The 19,458-nt window shown below is 72.5% G+C and carries 16 protein-coding genes; 10 read left to right on the forward strand and 6 right to left on the reverse strand.

The genetic code is table 11. From position 1 onward, the window contains the following. Positions 1-48: 48 nt before the first annotated feature. From ACIPAE_RS15900 to ACIPAE_RS15925, 6 genes are all read left to right on the forward strand, one after another. Positions 49-1,287: a cytochrome P450 gene (locus ACIPAE_RS15900; RefSeq protein ID WP_402445562.1), complete on the forward strand. Its 1,239-nt coding sequence runs from the start codon at positions 49-51 to the stop codon at positions 1,285-1,287. Between the two features lie 29 nt (positions 1,288-1,316). After that, on the forward strand, positions 1,317-1,511 hold the full coding sequence (locus ACIPAE_RS15905; protein ID WP_328461917.1) for a ferredoxin: 195 nt from the start codon (positions 1,317-1,319) through the stop codon (positions 1,509-1,511). Continuing rightward, the gene (locus tag ACIPAE_RS15910; RefSeq protein ID WP_402445564.1) at positions 1,508-2,713 is read left to right on the forward strand and encodes an NAD(P)/FAD-dependent oxidoreductase; all 1,206 of its coding nucleotides are present in this window, start codon (positions 1,508-1,510) and stop codon (positions 2,711-2,713) included. The genes ACIPAE_RS15905 and ACIPAE_RS15910 overlap by 4 nt, the downstream gene beginning before the upstream one ends. 313 nt (positions 2,714-3,026) lie before the next feature. Then, entirely contained in the window at positions 3,027-3,737 is a 711-nt protein-coding gene (locus tag ACIPAE_RS15915; RefSeq protein ID WP_402445566.1) for a PadR family transcriptional regulator, read from the forward strand. A 416-nt stretch (positions 3,738-4,153) separates the two neighbouring features. Next, positions 4,154-5,239, forward strand: coding sequence for an ATP-binding cassette domain-containing protein (locus ACIPAE_RS15920; RefSeq protein ID WP_402445568.1), 1,086 nt, complete (start codon positions 4,154-4,156; stop codon positions 5,237-5,239). Between the two features lie 119 nt (positions 5,240-5,358). Beyond that, on the forward strand, positions 5,359-6,105 hold the full coding sequence (locus ACIPAE_RS15925) for an ABC transporter permease (protein WP_329374422.1): 747 nt from the start codon (positions 5,359-5,361) through the stop codon (positions 6,103-6,105). Between the two features lie 72 nt (positions 6,106-6,177). Here the strand turns inward: ACIPAE_RS15925 and ACIPAE_RS15930 are convergent, their stop codons facing one another. Together ACIPAE_RS15930 and ACIPAE_RS15935 are read right to left on the reverse strand one after the other, a co-directional pair. Continuing rightward, positions 6,178-7,029, reverse strand: a complete 852-nt coding sequence (locus ACIPAE_RS15930; protein WP_402445570.1) for a siderophore-interacting protein — start codon at positions 7,027-7,029, stop codon at positions 6,178-6,180. 335 nt (positions 7,030-7,364) lie between these two features. Next, positions 7,365-8,354: a phosphotransferase family protein gene (locus ACIPAE_RS15935; protein WP_402445572.1), complete on the reverse strand. Its 990-nt coding sequence runs from the start codon at positions 8,352-8,354 to the stop codon at positions 7,365-7,367. A gap of 213 nt (positions 8,355-8,567) precedes the next feature. Between ACIPAE_RS15935 and ACIPAE_RS15940 the strand changes: the two genes are divergently transcribed. Continuing rightward, positions 8,568-9,257, forward strand: coding sequence for an HAD family hydrolase (locus ACIPAE_RS15940; protein ID WP_402445574.1), 690 nt, complete (start codon positions 8,568-8,570; stop codon positions 9,255-9,257). A 362-nt stretch (positions 9,258-9,619) separates the two neighbouring features. On the opposite strand, the gene ACIPAE_RS15945 is transcribed toward ACIPAE_RS15940, so the two are convergent. Beyond that, complete coding sequence (locus ACIPAE_RS15945) at positions 9,620-10,174, reverse strand: hypothetical protein (RefSeq protein WP_329371311.1); 555 nt, start codon at positions 10,172-10,174, stop codon at positions 9,620-9,622. Between the two features lie 414 nt (positions 10,175-10,588). On the opposite strand from ACIPAE_RS15945, the gene ACIPAE_RS15950 reads away from it, so the two are divergent. Continuing rightward, on the forward strand, positions 10,589-12,217 hold the full coding sequence (locus tag ACIPAE_RS15950) for a cellulase family glycosylhydrolase (protein WP_402445914.1): 1,629 nt from the start codon (positions 10,589-10,591) through the stop codon (positions 12,215-12,217). 128 nt (positions 12,218-12,345) lie between these two features. On the opposite strand, the gene ACIPAE_RS15955 is transcribed toward ACIPAE_RS15950, so the two are convergent. From ACIPAE_RS15955 to ACIPAE_RS15965, 3 genes are all read right to left on the reverse strand, one after another. After that, positions 12,346-12,894: a GNAT family N-acetyltransferase gene (locus ACIPAE_RS15955; RefSeq protein ID WP_402445576.1), complete on the reverse strand. Its 549-nt coding sequence runs from the start codon at positions 12,892-12,894 to the stop codon at positions 12,346-12,348. A 107-nt stretch (positions 12,895-13,001) separates the two neighbouring features. Further along, positions 13,002-13,619: a hypothetical protein gene (locus ACIPAE_RS15960; RefSeq protein ID WP_402445578.1), complete on the reverse strand. Its 618-nt coding sequence runs from the start codon at positions 13,617-13,619 to the stop codon at positions 13,002-13,004. A 223-nt stretch (positions 13,620-13,842) separates the two neighbouring features. Beyond that, a complete protein-coding gene (locus ACIPAE_RS15965) occupies positions 13,843-15,822 on the reverse strand; it encodes a protein kinase (protein ID WP_402445580.1) in 1,980 nt (659 codons plus the stop codon). 248 nt (positions 15,823-16,070) lie between these two features. Here ACIPAE_RS15965 and ACIPAE_RS15970 point away from each other — a divergent pair, with 248 nt between their 5' ends. Together ACIPAE_RS15970 and ACIPAE_RS15975 are read left to right on the forward strand one after the other, a co-directional pair. Next, positions 16,071-17,777 carry an MFS transporter gene (locus tag ACIPAE_RS15970; RefSeq protein WP_366412200.1) on the forward strand — a complete coding sequence of 569 codons (1,707 nt, stop codon included), beginning with the start codon at positions 16,071-16,073 and terminating at the stop codon, positions 17,775-17,777. Between the two features lie 261 nt (positions 17,778-18,038). Then, a complete protein-coding gene (locus ACIPAE_RS15975; RefSeq protein WP_402445583.1) occupies positions 18,039-19,175 on the forward strand; it encodes a hypothetical protein in 1,137 nt (378 codons plus the stop codon). The last annotated feature ends 283 nt before the right edge of the window (positions 19,176-19,458 follow it).

The following is a 19,458-nucleotide window of genomic DNA, read 5'->3' on the forward strand; positions in this document are numbered from 1 at the left end:
TAACGCCGTTAGGGATGTTGGGTGGCCACTCCTGCCGAGGAGGCACGTATGGCCGAGATCTCGACGGTCACGCCGTCCGAACACCTCGAACACCCCGACTACCCGATGCCCCGAGCGGCCGGGTGTCCCTTCGACCCGCCGCCCGCACTGCTGACCCTGCAAGAGCAGAAGCCGCTCGCCCGGGTGCGTATCTGGGACGGCACCAGCCCCTGGCTCGTCACCCGGTACGACCACATGCGCGCCCTGCTCGGCGACGCGCGGCTGAGCGCCGACACCGCGAACCCCGGCTACCCGTACCGCAACGCGGCGGGCCGGGCCGGCGACCAGATCCGGCGGACCTTCCTCACGATGGACGACCCGGAGCACGCGCGGCTGCGGCGCATGGTGACCGCTCCCTTCGCCATCAAGAACGTCGAGGCGCTGCGGCCGTCCGTGCAGACCATCGTCGACGGGCTGATCGACCGCCTGCTCGACGGCCCGCGGCCGGTCGACCTCGTCGAGGCGTTCGCGACGCCGGTGCCCAGCCTGGTCATCTGCGAACTGCTCGGAGTGCCGTACGACGACCACGACTTCTTCCAGCGCAACACCAGGGTCATCGTCCGCCGCACCTCGACGCCCGAGGAGGTCGTCGCCGCGCAGAACGCCCTCGTCGACTACCTGGACGACCTCCTGGGCGACAAGCAGGCCCGGCCCGGCGAGGACCTGCTGTCCACGCTCGCCGGGCAGCGCGTGGACGCCGGGCAGATGACGCGGCACGAGGCCGCGCAGATGGGCGTCCTCCTGCTCAGCGCGGGACACGAGACGACGGCGAACATGATCGCGCTCGGCACGGTCGCGCTCCTGCGGCACCCGGACCAACTCGCCCTGCTGCGCGACACCGACGACCCCAAGGTGGTCGCCGCGGCGGTGGAGGAACTGCTGCGCTACCTCACCATCGCGCACTCCGGGCGCCGCCGCGTGGCCCTCGAGGACATCGAGATCGACGGCGAGGTGATCCGCGCCGGCGACGGCGTCATCCTGGCCGGCGAGGCCGCCAACCGCGACCCGCGGGTCTTCCCCGACCCGGACCGCCTCGACGTCACCCGCGACGCCAGGCAGCACGTGGCCTTCGGCTTCGGCGTCCACCAGTGCCTCGGCCAGCCGCTGGCCCGGGTCGAGCTCCAGGTCGTCTACAGCACCCTCTACTCCCGCATCCCGACGCTGGAGTTGGCGGTGGACGCGGACCGACTGGACTACAAGCACGACGGACTGGTCTACGGCGTTTACGAACTCCCGGTCACCTGGTAGCAGTTGTCCGTCCGAAAGCGAGGTACCCCATGCGTGTCGAAGTGGAACAGCCCAAGTGCGTGGCGTCCGGGCAGTGCGTGCTGGCGGCGCCCGACGTGTTCGACCAGGACGACGAGGGCATCGTGGAGATGCTGACGGACCGGCCGGGAGCCGACCGGTACGAGGACGTGAAGGAGGCGGCCGCGCTCTGCCCCGCCGCGGCGATCCGGCTGGTGAGTGAGTGACCAGCGCTCCCCCGCGCCGCGTGGTGGTCGTCGGGGCCTCGGCCGCCGGGCTGGCGGCGACCGAGACCCTGCGCCGCGACGGGTACGACGGCGCCCTGACCCTCGTCGGGTCGGAGAAGCACCTTCCCTACGACCGGCCGCCGCTGTCCAAGCAGGTCCTCACCGGGCAGTGGCCGGTCGAGCGCACCGCCCTGCGCGGGCCGGCCGACCTGGACGCCCTCGACGTGGACCTGCGGCTCGGCGTGCCGGCCGCGGCCCTCTCCGGGGCCGGCCGCACGCTGACCCTGGCGGACGGCGCCGAACTCGGCTACGACGGACTGGTCGTCTGCACCGGAGTCCGTCCGCGCCGCCTGGCCGCGTCCGGCACCGCCGGCCTCCACGTCCTGCGTGACCTGGAGGACGCCGTGGTCCTGCGGGACCGGCTGGCCGCCGGACGGCGCCTGGTCGTGGTGGGCGGCGGGTTCCTCGGCACCGAGGTGTCCGCCGCCGCCCGTGCCCTGGGCGCCGCCGTCACGCTCGTCGAGCCGTCCGCCGTGCTCCTCGCCGACGCGCTCGGGCAGCAGGTCGGCGCCCACCTGGCGCAGGTGCACCGCGACCGGGGCGTGGACCTGCGGACCGCGACGGCGGTCGCGGGGATCACCGCGGAGGAGGGCCGGGTGACCGGAGTGCGGCTGGCGGACGGAACCGTCCTCCCGGCCGACGACGTGGTCACCGCGATCGGCTCGCTCCCCAACACCGAATGGCTGCGCGGCAGCGGACTGGGCGTGGCCGACGGAGTCGAATGCGACGAGTACAGTGCCGCCGCACCCGGTGTGTACGCCGCAGGGGACGTCGCGCGATGGCTCAACCCGCTCTTCGGCACCCGGATGCGGGTGGAGCACCGTACCAACGCGGCCGAGCAGGGCATGGCCGCCGCCCGCAACCTCCTGCACCCGCAGGACGGCCGGCCCTTCGCCCCGATCCCGTACTTCTGGTCCGACCAGTACGACGTCAAGATCCAGGCGTACGGCATGCTGCGCGGCAGCAGCCAGGCGCAGGTGGTGGAGGGCGACCCCGCGGACGGCCGCTTCCTCGTCGCCTACCGCTCCGGTGAGAGGTTGACGGGGGTGCTGGGGATCGGCATCCCGCCGCGCACGCTGCGCCGGTGGCGTACCGCCGTGGCCGACCGCACCGCATGGCAGGACGCGCTGACCATGGCGTGAGCGGGTGACCGGGGGCTTGGTCGCACGGCCGCCCGGCTGCCCGGCTGATCCGCGAGCACCGGGACCCGGCGCGGCGTGAGCGCCGCCCGGGACGAGCCCGGCTCCGCTCGGCACTTCCAACGTGCCGAGCGGAGCCGGGCTTTCGCGTTCCCGTGCGCGGGGTGGAGGAGCGCGAGCCGGGACCGGGCCGGGAGCGGGAGGGCCGCACCGCCGGATCGCGAAACTCGCGATACATCGCACTTGTCGGATGCCGACAGTCGCGATATATTCGTACCCGGATATACGGCGACGAGTGAGGAGGAGGTGGGTACCGGTGGCGCGGCGCCGCAAGCTGACGAATCCGCTGGCCCTCGCGGTGATGGTGACCCTCGCCGAGCGCCCGATGCACCCGTACGAGATCGCGCGGCTGCTGCGTCAACGCGGCAAGGAAAACAGCATCAAGATCAACTTCGGTTCGCTCTACACCGTGGTGCAGAACCTCGAAAAGCACGGCTTGGTCGAGGTCGCGGGCGTGCAGCGGGACGGCAACCGCCCCGAGCGGACCGTTTACGGGCTCACCGACGACGGCCGGATCGAGATGCACGACTGGCTCGCCGACCTGGTCGCCGTGCCCGCGCAGGAGTACCCGCTCTTCGAGACCGCGCTCTCGCTGATGGGCGCCCTGCACCCGGACGAGGCGACCGACCTGCTCAGGGACCGGCTGCGCGCGCTGGAGGTCCAGGCGGCCGGGCTGCGCGGGGTGCTGGACGCGCTGGACGGCGAACTCCCGCGGATGTTCCTCATCGAGACCGACTACCAACTCCACATGGTGCGGGCGCAGATCGCCTGGCTGCGCGCGACATACCAGGAGTTCGCCGACGGCACCCTCGACGGGATCGGACAGTGGCGCAGCTGGCACGAGACCGGCGAAGTGCCGGACGAGTGGTCCCGTCTGGAGGAACGGATGGAGGGCTTCGACCCTGCCGAGGCGGCCGGGGCGGCCCAGCCCGCCGACCCGCCCGGGGAGCGCGAGGAGAGCGGGTGACCCCGAACCCGGCCTGATCTGACTCGACTTGGCTCTCTGACCCGACGCTCTGATCCGACCCACCCCCTGGCCCGCGGCGCTGTCCGCGGGTCGGAGCCGGCCACCCCGTCCGTACGGCACGACGGCACCGGGGGAGGGGACCCGCCGGCCACCCCTCGCGCACGATGGTGCGGGGCCCGGGGGCAGGCCGGCCCGGGAGCAAGACCGGCGCCCGCTGCTGCAACAGCGGACGCCGGAACACCAACCACGACCGTCCCCAGAGCCTTCTGGGGGCACTCCGCGCATGAGCGGGTGCCAGGTGATCGAGGTGCGGCACACCCACGATAGCCCGGCTCCTCCCTCGGGAGCCGCTCATGCCTCCGCCGACCGGCGGCGCCCTCGCGCGCCCCGGCCACCCTTCCCACGGAGGAACCCTCATGAGCACGCATCCGCCCGCCGTGGCGGCCACCGACCTGGTCAAGACCTACCCGGGTGACGTCCGTGCCCTGGACGGCATGTCCGTCACCGTCGCGCCCGGCACCGTCTTCGGCCTGCTCGGCCCGAACGGCGCCGGAAAGTCCACCACCGTCCGGGTCCTGACCACCCTCGCCCGCCCCGACTCCGGCGCCGTCCTGGTCGCCGGGCACGACGCGCTGCGCCACCCGGAGCGGGTACGGCGCGCCATCGGCGTCGTCGCCCAGCGCTCCGGCGCCGACCCGGTCGCCACCGGCCGGGAGAACCTGCTGCTGCAAGGCCGGCTGTACGGGCTGCGCGGCGCCGCGCTGGCGCGGCGCGCCGACGAACTGCTGGACCGGTTCGACCTGGCCGGCGCCGGGCGCCGCAAGGTCAACACCTACTCCGGCGGCATGCAGCGCCGGCTCGATGTCGCGCTCGGCCTGGTGCACCGCCCCGAGGTGCTCTTCCTGGACGAGCCGACCACCGGGCTCGACCCGGAGGCGCGCACCGCGATGTGGGCCGAGATCGCCCGGCTGGCCGGCGACGACGGCCTGACCATCCTGCTCACCACCCACTACCTCGACGAGGCCGACCGGCTCGCCGAGCGGATCGCCATCGTGGACCGCGGCCGGGTCGTCGCCGAGGGCACCCCGGACGCGCTCAAGGGCGAACTGCGCGGCGACGCGGTCCATGTGGAGCTGCGCGACGCGCCCGGCCCGGTCGACGCCGGGCTGCTGCGGACCGCGCTCGACACCTTCGCCGGGGTGCGGGAGGTGGACGTCGACGGCCGCCGGATCAGTGCCCGCGCCGACGACGGGCCCGCCGCCGTACCGCACGTGCTGGCCGCGCTGGAGCGGCAGGGCGCGGCGGTCGCGGCCGTCACGGTCGCCCGGCCGTCGCTGGACGACGTGTATCTGCGGTACGCCGGGCGGCGGTTCGCCGAGGCCGGCGCCGACGCGGGCGCGGGCCCCGGCGGGACCGGAGCCCTCGCCGACGCCCGTACCACCGCCACGCACCCGCCCGCCGACGCCCGTACCGCCGCCACGACTTCCGGAGACGCCCGATGAGCACCGCGACCCCGCACACCTCGGCGCCCGGCGGGTCCGCCGCCTCATCCGCCGCCTCCGCCGCGACCGACCCAGGAAGGGTCCGGCGCGGAGGTGAAGTCCTCGCCCAGACCTGGTACATGACGCAGCGTCAGATCGTCGCGATCGTCCGCCAGCCGGTCGTGGTCGTCATCACGCTGGTCCAACCCGTCATCTGGCTCTTCCTGTTCGGCTCGCTCTTCCGCAAGGTCGTCGAACTGCCGGGCTTCGGCGCCGGTTCCTACCTGGACTACCTCGTGCCCGGGGTGGTGGTGATGAGCGCGGTGTCCTCCAACATGTGGGCGGGCATGGGCATGTTGGAGGAGATCGAGCGCGGCACCCTCAACCGCTTCCTGATCACCCCGGTCAGCCGGGCCGCCCTGATGAACGCCGGCGTGGTCCAGCAGGGTCTGATCACCGCGCTCCAGTCGGTGGTGATCATCCTGCTCGGCAAGGCGGGCGGGGCGCACTACCCGGGCGGCGTCGGCGGGTTGGCGCTGCTCGTCGTGGCGTCCGTCCTGCTCGGCACGGTCTTCGGCGCGTTCTCCAACGCGCTGGGCATGCTGGTCAGGCAGCGCGAGAGCATCATCGGCATCAACACCTTCCTGCTGCTGCCGCTGACCTTCCTCTCCTCGGCCTTCATGGCCCCCGGCCTGATGCCCGCCTGGATGCGGCACGTCGCTGCCGTCAACCCCGTCAACTGGGCGCTGGTCGCCGGGCGTTCGGCCATGGCCGCGCACCCGGACGGTTCGCTGGTCCTCACCCGCGGCGGCGCCCTGGTCGCGCTCGCCCTGGCCGCGGTCTGGCTCTCCACCCGCACCCTGCGGTCGTACCAGAAGGCCGTCTGATCCTCCGGGGCATCCGGGACCGGGCGGGAGGCGGCACCCTTCGGCGGGTGCCGCCTCCCGTACGCCCTGCCGTTACGAGGCGGCCGGCGCGCCCTCCTGCTCGCGCTCGACCTCCGCGTTCCACTCCCGCTTGGAGGACTGCCAGCCGTCCTCGTCCTTGCCGCGGCGCCAGTAACCCGAGATGGACAGGTCCTCGCGCGGGATGCCGCGGTCCAGGCGCAGGTGGCGGCGCAGGTCGCGGACGAACGTGGCCTCGCCGTGCACGAAGACGTGCACGCGGCCGGCCGGGAAGTCGAGCGCGGTGACCGCTTCGACCAGCGCGGCGCCGACCTGGCCGGTGCCGCGGTGCAGCCACACCACCTCGGTGCCCGGGCCGACGTCGAACTTCTGCTCCTCCTCGGGCCCGGAGACCTCGATGAAGACCTTCGCGGTCGCGTCGGCCGGCAGCCGGTCGAGCGCGGCGCCGATCGCGGGCAGCGCGCTCTCGTCGCCGGCGAGCAGATGCCAGTCGGCGGCCGGGTCGGGGGTGTACCCGCCGCCCGGACCACTGAAGTACAGCACCTCGCCGGCCTGCGCCCGGGCCGCCCAGGGACCGGCGACGCCCTCGTCGCCGTGGACCACGAAGTCCACCGCCATCTCGCGGGTGCCCGGGTCGTAGGACCGGACGGTGTAGGTGCGGGTCCGGGGCCAGCGCTCCCGGGGCTGGTCGCGGCGGATCGCCTCGATGTCCAGCGGCTCGGGGAAGGCCTCGCCCTCGGCGGGGAAGAGCAGTTTGACGTAGTGGTCGGTGTACTCCCCGATGTCCAGGGTGGCGGCCGGGTCCACGGCCAGCACCACCCGGACCATGTGCGGGGTGATCCTCTCGCCGCGCAGTACGGTCGCGCGCTTCGGGGTGGGGGTCCTGCGTTGCGGTCGTTCCGCCATCGATGCGCCCGCTTCCTCGCGCTGTCTCGCGCGCTCGGCTGTCCGTGTGCCTCGTGCATGCCGTGCGCACGCTCCGGGCGGCCTCCGCGTTGCACGCCCGGGCCGCCAGGCACTTAGGTAAGCCTAACCGACGACCCTGTGCGGTCGGGTGGCGAACAGTGCCAGGGCGATTCCGCCCGGGCCCGACGGCGGGCCGGGGCCGCACCCCGTCCCGTCGCGCTGGTTCGCCCCGCAGCCCGCTTCGCACGCGGCCGCCTCGTCGAACGCCCCGAAGAACCCGCGGCATGACAGCCCCGCCGACCGCGGCTCCCTGCCCGCAGGCTACCGATCCGGATTCACGCGTACCGGTCGAAAAGCGCCTGGAGGTATCCCTCCAGCCGCCTGGTCAGCACGGTGGGGGTCAGATCGGTACGCCCCACCTCGCGCCAGGGGACGGCGACCTTCTCGGCGTCCGGAGCGAAGGCCAACGCGTCCAGCAGACGCCAGTAGAGATGAGCGGCGCGGTCTTCGGCCGGCGTCCCGCCCGCCGCAAGGTAATGGTCGGCGAAGCGCATGCCCGCGGGAACTCCGTGCAGCAGGGCCAGGGCCGTCGAGCAGTGGGCCACGTCCAGGTCGGCCGGCCCCCAGGAGGTCTCCACCCAGTCGACGACGCCGCTGATCCGCAGACCGTCGTCGCCGCCGACGCCCGTGAAGAGGACATTGCCGGGATGGAAGTCCCGGTGCAGGAAGCAGGCCCGGTACTCCGGGGGCTCGCGGCGGATCACGTCCACGGCCCGTTGCCACAGCTCAGGCCGCTCGGTGCCTTCGGGTGGGCTCACCCGCTCGGGAGAGGTCCATGCCTGATAGGTGCGAGGCCGGGCCTCCGCGGTCACCGGCAGCCGGTGGACGCGCAGCAATTGACGGGCCAGCAGTTCGGCACGCCGATCGGCCCCTTCATCGCCCAGGCGCACGGTCCCGGGCAGCAGGGACATCAGCAAGGAGGGGTGGTCGCAGTACTGCGCCGTCGCGTCCACCGCCACGAGCGAGGCCGCGGGCACGTCCGAGTCGCCGAGCAGGCGCAGCACGGCTGCCTCGCGGGTCAGCAGGCCCTCCGCGTGCCGAACGAAGAAGGGCTTGGCAAAGGACCGCAGGACCAGCGAGCGTCGACCGCCCGGCCCGCGGATGTCCAGACGGCGCATCTCCGACGTCCAGCCGCCACGCAACCGCACGACTTCCTCGATGCGCTCCGCCTCGCCCAGCCCCTTCTCCACCCAGGCGCGCGTCGCACCCCAGCCCTGACCCTCAAGATCGGCACCGACGTGTTCGGCCCCCTCGCCCGCAACCATGAAGGCAGGCTACCTACCTCACCAACGGACGCACCCGACAAGCACTTGTCTCGGCTCCAGTGCGCGGAGTTGTGTGGGCCCCACTTCGGGCCTGAAGGGCCTCAAGAGCATCAAGGGCCTCAAGTGCCTGAGGACGTTGGTGGATTGCTCGGGTTGAAGATGTGCGCGTCTCGGGCTTGCGGCCGGCTCGTCGACGCCGCCAGGATCGGCTGCATGATCAAGGGCGTGATGTTCGACTTCTCCGGGACCCTCTTCCGGATCGAATCTGCCGCGCAGTGGCTGCGCGCGGTGACAACGAAGGCCGGTCTGGACGTGTCCGAGGGTGAACTCGACGCGTGCGTCGGCCGGTTGGAAGAGTTCGGGGCTCAACCCGGAGGGGTTCCTCCGCGCACAGTGCCGCCCCGTCTGGAGGCACTGTGGCGGGAGCGCGATCTGACCGCCGAACGACACCGGGCTGCCTTCACGGCCCTTGCCCGGGAAGCGGATCTGCCCGCGGCCGACCTGGCCGAGGCCCTGTACGAACGTTCCCAAGTGTCCGGGGCGTGGCTGCCTTACCCCGACACCGAGGAAACCCTCCGCGCCCTGCGCGGGCGAGGCATCCCGGTCGCTGTCGTCAGCAACATCGGCTGGGACATGCGCCCTGTCTTCCGCGACCACGGTGTCGATGACCTCGTGGACGCCTACTTCCTCTCCTTCGAGTGCGGGGTGAAGAAGCCCGATCCCCGGATCTTCCAGATGGCGTGCGACAAGATCGGCGTTGCGCCCGGCGATGCACTCATGGTGGGAGACGAGCCTGTCGCGGACACCGGCGCTGCCACGCTGGGGTGCCGGGTCCACCTGGTCGATCCGTTGCCCGTCGACCGGCGTCCCGGTGCGCTGGCCGAGGTGCTCCATCTGCTCTGACGTGCCCGATCGTGGCTTTCGGCGCGATGTTGCGGGCCCGGCGACCGAACACCGTCCAGTCCTCGGGCTCGATACCGCGCAAACGTGCCCCCTTACCGGTCCGGAACGAAGTCATCCGATGTCCGATCACGCCACAAGAGAGCGATGCGCAGGCCCTCCTGACCCGGGCGTGGACTGTCGCGGCGTACCGGTGGAGCCGGATCGGCTTGGTACGGCAGTGGAGCCCCGAAACGCCGGCGTGCTGGCGCCCAAAGGAAGTGCTGACAAACACTCGTGTCGCTGCCCTGCGGCACGCTGATCGGCGTGAACACCGAGGTGCTCACAGACGACTGGCAGCGGTTCTCGCCGTCGGCGCCGCACCCTCAGTGGGGCCTGCTTGGCAGAAGGTCGGTGTCGTCCAAGGCGGTGCGAGCAGCCGACGTGAAGCTGCTGAGGCGCTCGGAGACCATGGTCACCTCGACGGCGTGACGCTCGACGAAGTTGACGTTGTGATCCGGGGCGCCCGAGGAGTCGCGCCAGGCGAGAAGAGTCGTATGCATCGAGTGGAGGCCCAGGTGGACGCTGTGGGCCGCCTGCTCCACCGACTCGGGCCCCTCGACCGCGAGGCCGGCCCAAGTCGCCTGCACCAGAGCCAACTGATCTTGCCCGATCCTGAGTTGCCGATCGGCTTCCGCCATATCCGGGGCATCGCCGACCAGGGCTCGTGCGGCCATCTTCAGAGCAGTGCGCGACTCGTTGGCCGGGGCCAGGAAGGCGCTGTACGCCTCTCGCCGCAGTTGCCTGCGCCAGTGCGAGTGCTCGACCTTGGCTTGCCCCTCCAGTTGCCGCCGCGTCGCCCCACTGGAGATCGCCGACGCCGCGACCGTCCCGACGACACCTACCGTCGCACCCAGTAACGCAGCAAGTCCCTGGTCCATGCGGGGCATTATTCACCCCGGCGAACACGCACGGTCACAGGTAGGGGGGCGGTGGCGCGGAGACGGACGCGGGTGCGGCCGGTCGCACCCGCGCAGCCGGGCCCACGCGTTCGCCCCACCCGCTCGGCCCGGCCCGGGTATTCGCCAACTCCCCTCTCCGCTTCACCTCTTGAACCCTGCGCGGCCCCTTGACGGCCGAAGCCCAACCTCGCTTCCATACAGGGTGGCGCGGCTTGGGAGCGCTCCCACAGCTCACCGCTCCTCCGTCGCGCCCTCCCCCCACCGAGAGGAATCACCACCGTGGTCCCCTACCCGGGCTCCCCGAGCCCCGAGACCTCCCCGAGCCCCACGAGAACGCGCGTGACGCCCGCCCGGCTGCGAGCCGTGCTCGCCGGCCTCGTCGCGGCCGCGCTGATGGCGCTGTTCGCGGTGGCCGGCCAGCCGTCCGCGACGGCCGCCGCCGACCCCGCCGCGGCCGGCGGGCGCGCCACGACCGCCGACGCCGGCACCGGCTACTGGCACACCAGCGGCCGGCAGATCCTCGACGCGAACGACCAGCCGGTCCGGATCGCGGGCGTCAACTGGTTCGGCTTCGAGACCGACAACCATGTGGCGCACGGCCTTTGGGCGCGCGACTACAAGAGCATGATCGACCAGATGAAGTCGCTCGGCTACAACACCATCCGGCTGCCGTACAGCGATGACATCTTCAAGCCGGGCACGATGCCGGACAGCATCAACTTCTACAACATGAACGCCGACCTCCAGGGCCTGGACTCGCTCCAGGTGATGGACAAGATCATCGACTACGCCGGGTCGATCGGCCTGCGGGTGATCCTGGACCGGCACCGGCCCGACGCGAGCGGGCAGTCCGCGCTCTGGTACACCGCGTCGGTCCCGGAGAGCACCTGGATCACCGACCTCAAGGCGCTCGCCACCCGCTACCAGGGCAACCCGGCGGTGATCGGCATCGACCTGCACAACGAGCCGCACGATCCGGCCTGTTGGGGCTGCGGTGACACCAGTATCGACTGGCGGCTGGCCGCCGAGCGCGCGGGCGACGCGGTCCTCGGCGTCAACCCGGACCTGCTGATCTTCGTCGAGGGCATCCAGACCTACAACGGCACCTCGGGGTGGTGGGGCGGCAACCTGATGGGCGCCGGCCAGTACCCGGTCGAACTCGACGTGCCGAACCGGGTGGTGTACTCCGCGCACGACTACGCCACCAGCGTCGCGCAGCAGAGCTGGTTCGACGACCCGACCTTCCCGGCCAACATGCCCGGGATCTGGTCGAAGTATTGGGGCTACCTCTTCGAGCAGAACATCGCCCCGGTGTGGGTCGGCGAGTTCGGCACCACGCTCCAGTCGACCACCGACCAGCAGTGGCTCAAGGCGCTGGTGACGTACCTGCGTCCGACGTCCACGTACGGCGGGGACAGCTTCAACTGGACGTTCTGGTCGTGGAATCCGGACTCCGGTGACACCGGCGGCATCCTGGAGGGCGACTGGCAGACCGTGGACACGGTCAAGGACGGGTATCTCGCGAGCATCAAGGCACCCGCATTCGACGGTGGCGGTACGTCCGGCGGCGGGTCGTCGGGCACGTCGTCGGGTACCTCCTCGGGCACGTCTTCGGGTACGTCGAGCGGCACCAGCGCGGGGACGTCGTCGGGCACCTCCTCGGGCACCTCGTCCGGCACGTCCGCGGGCTCGACCGGCGGGGACACCGGAGGGGCCGGGAGCGGCGGGTGTACCGCCGCCCTGCACGTGGACAACCAGTGGGACGCCGGCTTCACCGCGACCGTGACCGTCACCGCGGGTGCGGCGGCGGTGAACGGGTGGACGGTGAAGTGGAGTTGGCCCGGTGGCCAGCAGGAGACCAGCGGCTGGGGCGCGGACCTCGCGCAGTCCGGCAGCGCCGTGACGGCGACGAACCTGTCGTACAACGGCGCGTTGCCGGCGGCGGGTTCGACCACGTTCGGCCTGCAGGGCACCGCCACCGGCGCGTTCACGGTGCCCGCGCTCAGCTGCACCGCCTCGTGACGGGCGCGGGCAGCCGCTGAGCTTGATCCGTACGGTGGTTCACCCGGCGCCGAGCGTCGGAAGCCGGCGGACGGGCCGGCCGGTCCTCGGATCGGCCGGCCCGGGTGTGTGCCGTCAGGGGCCGCGGGTCAGGCGGACGCTGGGGGAGAGGACCACCGGCCGAACCACTGTGCGGCGCCCCACTCCTCGAACCGTTGCGCTTCGACGAACCCCAGCTTCACCGCGAGGCGCATCGAGCGGTCGTTGGCGGTCTGGGTGACGAGCGTCACCGGTTCGCCGGGAAGCGCGGATGCGAACCAGTCGAGTGCCGCCGCGCACGCTTCGGCGGCGTACCCGTGCCCCCACGCCCGCGGCAGGAAGAGGTAGCCGAGTTCGGCCTCGCCGTCATCCGGTCGGACCTGGCTGCGATGGTCCGCGTCACGGTGGTTGAGTTCGATGATGCCGATCATCGCTCCGTGGAGGTCGACCACGAAGAGCCCGGGGCGCCGCCTGGGCACCTCGGGCACCGCGCGCTCGAGTTCCTCGCGAGGCCGGGCGCCACCGGTGTAGGTGCCCACCTCCGGTGAGGAGAACAGCTCCACGATCGCCGGACGGTCCCGGGCCTCGGGTTCGCGGAGCACGAGCCGCTCGGTCCTGATCGGGGCGGGCGGCCAGACATCTGGTCCTAGCTCGGTCATGGCGGGGAACATAGCGCAGGCGCCGTGACGAGACCGATTCGAGGTAGCGGCTCGCGGAGTCCGAGCCGGTGCCGGGCACGGCTCGGGGGCGTTTCATCGGGGGCGTTTCAACAGTCTGCCGCGGCTTGGTGCAGCGGCCGCTTGTAGTAGCGCCAGGGGAACCAGCCCGCGCCGACCGGGACCCACCCTTCGGCCTCCATGCGCCGGCGCCGGGCGGCGGCCGCGATCGTGACCCGGCAGTGCTCCCAGCGGCGGTCGGATGCCTCGACCTCGTGGTACAGGGCTCCGTAGCCGACCAACTGCCAACCGTCCGCGCCGGCTTGGGCGAGCGCCGCCATTTCGTTGAACGCGGTCAGCGGGGTCAGGACGCGTCGCTCCGGACCGTCGGGGTTGTGGGCGCCGGGGCCCTGGGTGCCGGGGCCGGCGGAGATGGCGTCGGCTGCCTTGCCGGCGAACCTCTGCTGGGCGGCCTGCCGGCTCACGCCCAGCACCCGGCCCACGGTGTCCCAACTGTGGCCCGCGGCCCGGGCGCCCTGGACCGCCTCGCGCAGCAGCCGGTTCGTCTCCTCGGCGCCGATCCGGGTGGCGTCCACCAGGCGCAGGAAGCCCGTCGCGTCGTCTTCCAGGGACTCGGCCAGCCCTTCGGGGGCCCGCAGGACGGCCTCCGCGACTCCCTCACGGACCCGAGCGGCCTCCTGGGCGTCGAGCAGTTCCTCGCTGTTCATCGTTGTCTGCCTTCGTGGGTGTCGTGCCGCGGCGGTCCGAGGCGGTCCGCGGCGGTCCGAGGCCGCCCGGCGCCCGTCGGCGGGAAGCGGCGGGGTCGGCGCCGCGTCAAGGAGACCTTGACGCGCCCGCGTTGTCAAGGTTTCCTTGACATCCGGTGGGGCGGGGCCTCTTGGGAGCTTGGCGCAGCTGTGCGGGGATCGGTGCCCCGGGATCGCTGCCGGGTCAGCCCTTGCCTGCGTAGCTCCAGAGCTGCGAGGAGGACGAGGCGTTGCAGGCGGTCACCTTCGCCTCGGTGTCCAGATTCATGCACTGCCAGGAGCTGGTGTTCTCCAGGGTGCTGCCGGCGGACTTCGCACTGCCGATCCGCCAGTACTGGCCGGTCGAACCGCACGGCGCCGCGCTCACCCAGTTGTCCGACAGGAAGCCGGTGAGGCAGTAGCCGTTGCCCTTGTTGATCACCTCGAACGTGCCGCTCGAAGCGGGCTTGAAGGTCCACTCGTAGTAAGGGCTGTTCTCCGGGGAGCAGGTACCGGTCTGCGCGAACATGCTTCCGTTGCCGGTGCTGGTGTCCAGCTCCAGGCAGCGGCCGTTGGACGCGTTCTTGATGCGGTAGGTCCCGGCGGAGCCGATCTTCGTCGTGCCCCCGCTCCCTCCGCTTCCCCCGCTCGACCCGCCGGAGGACGATCCCCCCGACGAGGACGACCCGCCCCCGGACGTGCCCCCGCTTCCCCCGCTGGTGCCGCTGCCGCCGCTGTGCGAGCCGCCGGTTCCGCCCGCCGACCCCGTTCCCGACTTCTTCGAGCCCGCGCCCGATGTCGCGCCCGACTTCGCGCCCGCGCCGGAGGAGTGCCCCGAGGTCGACGCGGACGCCGATGTCGAGTGGCCGGGGCGCGCCGAGGACGACGGCCCGCCGCGGTCGGCGGACGACGACACGGACGGCCCCGACGAGGGAGCGGCGGCCGGCTTCCCGTCGGTGTGCGAGAACGCGTACGGCAGGAGGGTGACGGCGGAGACCCCGCCCGCCGCCAGGACGATCGGGATGATCAGGACGAGCTTGCGGGAGCGCCGCTTGGGCGTTTCGGGCGGGCGTACGCGCTTCTCGGGGTCGCCGCCGGCTTCCGGAGGGCCGGCGGGTGGCGGCTCCGCCGACGTGCCTTCCTGCCCGGTCGCCGCCGCCCCCGCGATCGCCGCGGCCGGCGCGGCAGGAGGCGCCGGTTTCAAGTCCACCGTGGCGGAGGTGAGTTCATCAAGTGCCGGCACGGCGGCGGCGAACGCGGCGCGGCGCTCCAGTTGTTCGGCGACCGCGGTCGGCCAGTCGGCGGCGGCGGGAGCGGCGCCTTCCGCGACGCGGTCGAGCAGGTCCGCCGCGGTGGGCCGGGCGGCGGGGGACTTGTCGAGGCACGCGGCGACCAGGTCGGCGAGTTCGCGGTCCAGGCCGCGCAGCGCGGACAGGTCCGGCTCGGTGTGCACGATGCGGTAGAGCACTTCGAGGCCGGAGCCCGGGCCGAAGGGCGAGGCGCCGGTCGCCGCGAAGAAGAGCAGGCTGCCGAGCGCGAACACGTCGGCGGCCGCGGTCAACGGGCGTACGGCTTCGGCCTGTTCGGGTGCCATGTACTCGGGCGTGCCGAGCACCATCCCGGTCTTGGTCAGCCGGCTCTGGTCGGCGGCCCGCGCGATGCCGAAGTCGATGAGGGCGAGCCCGTCGAGCGTCAGCATCACGTTGGACGGCTTGACGTCCCGGTGCAGCATGTCCAGGGCGTGCAACGCCTTGAGCCGGGCGGCCAGTTCGCGCAGCAGGTACCACAGCGCCGCCCGGGGCAGCGGTCCGCCGTGCAGGTGTACCGCCTCGGTGAGGGTGACCCCGGGGATGTACTCGGTGGCGAACCATGGCGGGTTCGCGGTGCGGTCGGTGGCCAGCAGCGGGACGCTGACGCCCGCGGGAAGCCTGGCCAGGTTGTCGAGTTCGTGCTTGAAGTGGCGCAGGAAGTCCGGGTCCTGGGCCAGCACCGGATGGACCCGCTTGACCGCGGTGTAGCGGTCCTCCGTCACCGCGAGGTACACCCGGCCCATCCCGCCGACGCCGAGCAGCCCGACCACCGGGAACGGTCCGATCCGGCGCGGGTCCTCCGAGGTCAGCGGTGTCGCGCCGCTCCCGTCGAGGTCGAAGCTCCGGCCCTCGTCCTGCCCCCCGTGCGCAACCATGCCGGCACCGTATCCGAGATCTGTCGGCGCCGGCCATCGTGAACCAGCAGTCCCACAGGGCTTGTTACGACCCTTCCACAAAGTCCGTAGGCGGTCACAGGCGCGCGGTCCGGAGCGGCGCGCCTTCCCCCCGTTCCGGATGCGCGCACCCTCTAGGCATACCGACTGGTCGGTACTACCCTCACCGCAACCTCGGCCGTGGTCCCGCGGCACGTGTGCCCGGGGTCCAGCACTCCAGGAGGAGCCGTATGTCCGCAACCCCGACCTCGTTCGAAGCCGACAGACCCGGCCCCGGCGCACCCGGCGCCGGACCCCGCGGCGCGCTCACCCGGCTCTACCGGCGCGACCTGGTCGGCTACCCGCCCACCGCGCGCCGGATCGGCTGCCTGGCGATCGTGGTGCTCACCACGATCGTGCTCTACTACATGCTCTACGTGCAGTACGCCGTGGCGACGTCGATCATCACGCACTTCGGGATGACGTACCGCTACTTCGTGTGGGTGTCGGTGATCGGCAACGCGGTCGGCGCGTTCGCGTCGTTGCTGGCCGGGCTCGCCGACCGGTGGGGCCGGGCGAACATGGTGGTCTACGGGCTGCTGGTCGCGTCGGGGCTGGTCTTCTTCGGGCTGCCGCACGCGGGCGGCAAGGCCACCTACCTGGTGCTCTTCGCGCTGGTCAGCTTTGTCGAGGGCATCGTGCTGGTGGCCACGCCCGCGCTGATCAGGGACTTCTCGCCGCAGCTCGGGCGGGCCACGGCGATGGGGTACTGGACGATGGGGCCGGTGATCGGCAGCCTCGTGGTCACCATGGTCACCAGCCACACGCTGGACAGCGCGAGCTGGCAGGACGAGCTGCGCTACTCGGGGATCGCGGGCTTCGCGGTGTTCGTGGTCGCGCTCGTGGCGCTGCGCGAGCTGGCGCCGGCGGTCCGCGACCAGATCATGGTCAGCCTGCGGGACCGGGCGCTGGTCGAGGCGCGCGCCAAGGGCATCGAGCCCGCCGCGTCCCGGCGCGGCGAGTGGCGCGGGATGCTGCGGCTGGACGTGGCGGGCTCGGCACTGGCCATCGCGCTGTTCCTGCTGCTGTACTACGCGGCCGTCGGCAACTTCGTGGTCTACTTCGCGACCACCTTCGGCTACAGCGAGCAGCGCGCGAACGCCCTCGCCAACTGGTACTGGGCGGCGAACGCGATCGCCCTGGTCGCGGTCGGGCTGCTCTCGGACCGGCTGAAGGTCCGCAAGCCGTTCATGGTGGTCGGCGCGGTCGGATCGATCGCGGTCACCGCGGTGTTCGCCTCCCGGGCCACCCACCAGAGCACCGGCTACTACACCTTCGCCTGGCTCTTCATCGGCATCGGGGTCTTCAGCGGCATCGCCTACGGGCCGTGGATGGCGGGCTTCACCGAGACCGTGGAGAAGCGCAACCCGGCGGCGACCGCGACCGGACTGGCGGTGTGGGGCTGGACGGTACGGATCGTGGTCGCCGTGTCGGCCGCGTTCATCCCGGTGCTGGTCACCTCGGTCACGCCGCTGGTCGACCACGGGGCGCAGGTCACCGCGGCCTCGCAGGCGGCAGGGCCCGCGCTGGCGATCGTCAAACAGCACCCGCAACTGTTCGCGGAACTCGGCAAGTACCCGCCCGGCAAGGCCCCGGCGGCCCTGACCGCGCAGGCCGTTCAGCAGGTCGGGCCGGACGGCCTGGCCGTGGTGGCGAAGGCGCAGCCGCAGCTCGCGGTGCTCGACTCCTATGGTGCCAAGGTGCAGAAGGCGTCCGCGGACGGGCCCGGGCAGTGGCGTGACTGGTGGTGGATCTGCGTCGGTGGCCAGGTGCTGTTCGTGCCGTTCGTGTTCGTGATGGCCGGGCGGTGGAGCCCGAAGCGGGCCCGCGAGGACGCCGAGGCGCACGAGCGGGCGGTGGAACGGGAGCTGGCGGCGCTGTCGGCCGAGCGCGATTGAGTCGAGCGCGATTGAGTCGAGCGGGATTGAGTCGAGCGGGATTGAGTCGAGCGGGAGTGAACGTCCCGGCCGCGGCGGGCGCGTGGGTCCGCCGCGGCCGGGTGGACACGTTCGGTGACCCGTCGGTCACGTATCGGTCGTGTATGGGCTCCCTTGCGTAGCTGACCCCTTGTGCGCGGATCGCCCGTGTACGGTCGGGGGTGCGACGGGATCGGCAAAGTCCGACCTTCGGCCGGGGGCCGGGGACTACAGTTCACGATCATGACCGAACGCCCGTTTGAAGCACTCGGGTTGAGTGCCCACGCGGACCGGGCCTATCCGCTGCTGGTGGCGACCAGGGGAGTGGCGGTCGCCGAACTGGCCCGGCAGGCGGGGCTGTCCGAGGAGGCCGCGCGGGCCGCGTGCGTGGAACTGGCCGCACGCGGCCTGGCCCGGCTGGGCCTGGACGACCGCTGGTACCCGCTGCCGCCGCACGAGGGGCTGCTCCCGCTGCTGTCCCGCGTACAGGAGCAACTGGTGCGCGGCCGGGCGCTGTTCGACCGGCTCGCGGTGGAGTACCAGCGGGTGCACGAGGGCCACCGGGCCGAGGAGGTGGTCCAGGCCGTAGCGGGCGCCGAGGCGGTCCGGGTCCGGCTGGACGCCGTACTGCGGCAGGCTCGGGGGGAGTTGCTGGTCTTCGCACCCGGGGGCACGGAGGTGGTGGAGCCGGAGTTGCCCGGCGGGCGGGGTGATCCGGGTGATCCAGGTGATCCGGATGAGCTGGGCGCGTCGGGTGGGCCGGATGAGCTGGGCGCTGCGGGTGGCCCGGGCGCGTCGGGCGGCCCGGACCGGGCGGACGGGCAGGCGGGCTCGGCGGATTTCGCCACAGCGGGCGGGCCGGCCGGGTTCCTCCAGGCCATCGGATCGGGGGTGTCCACGGTCCGCCGCCGGGTCGTCGTCGAGCGCGCCGCGGTGCAGAAGGAGCCCGACGGCGTGGACAGCGCCCTCGACGTCCTGCCACCGGGCGCGGACGTCCGCGTGGTCGACCGGCTGCCGATCCGGATGTGCGTCGCGGACCGCTCGGTGGCCCTCGTCCTGCTCGGCGCCGACACCCTGCCGCCCGAACCGGTCATGCTGGTGATCGGTGCGAGCGGCCTGCTCGACGCCCTGGTGATGCTCTTCGAGAGCGTCTGGTCCGGCGGGGTGCCGCTGGCCCGCCCCGGCACGGGCGACAGCACCCTCCAGCAGCGCATTCTCGCGATGCTCGTGATGGGCAGCACCGACGCCGCCATGGCCCGCTCGCTCGGCGTCGCGATCCGCACCGTCCAGCGCCGGATCGCGGCGATGCAGCGTACGGCGGGTGTCGACAACCGCATCCAGCTCGTCTGGCACGCGGCCCGCAACGGCTGGCTGGACTGACCGGAACGGCCGCCGGGTCCGGGTCGGGGGGCCGGGTCCGGGCGTACGCGACCTCGCGGCCGGAACTCGACTGCGACGTCCTGGCCGCCCACCGGGGCGACGCGCGGATCGTGGCCCGCACGACCGCGCCCGGTGGCGAGGCGGAGAGCGGGCTCGCCCTGCTCGCGGGGGTGGACTCGCGGGAACCGGGCTGATCCGAGGCGGGTGCACCGCAGGTCGGCGGCCTGCGTCAAGAGGCGTGTGGTGTGGGTGCGGTGGTGATCCGCTGCGGGTGTGGTGAGGG

The sequence above is a fragment of the Streptomyces sp. NPDC087270 genome (assembly GCF_044744625.1).
Classification (GTDB): Bacteria; Actinomycetota; Actinomycetes; order Streptomycetales; family Streptomycetaceae; genus Actinacidiphila.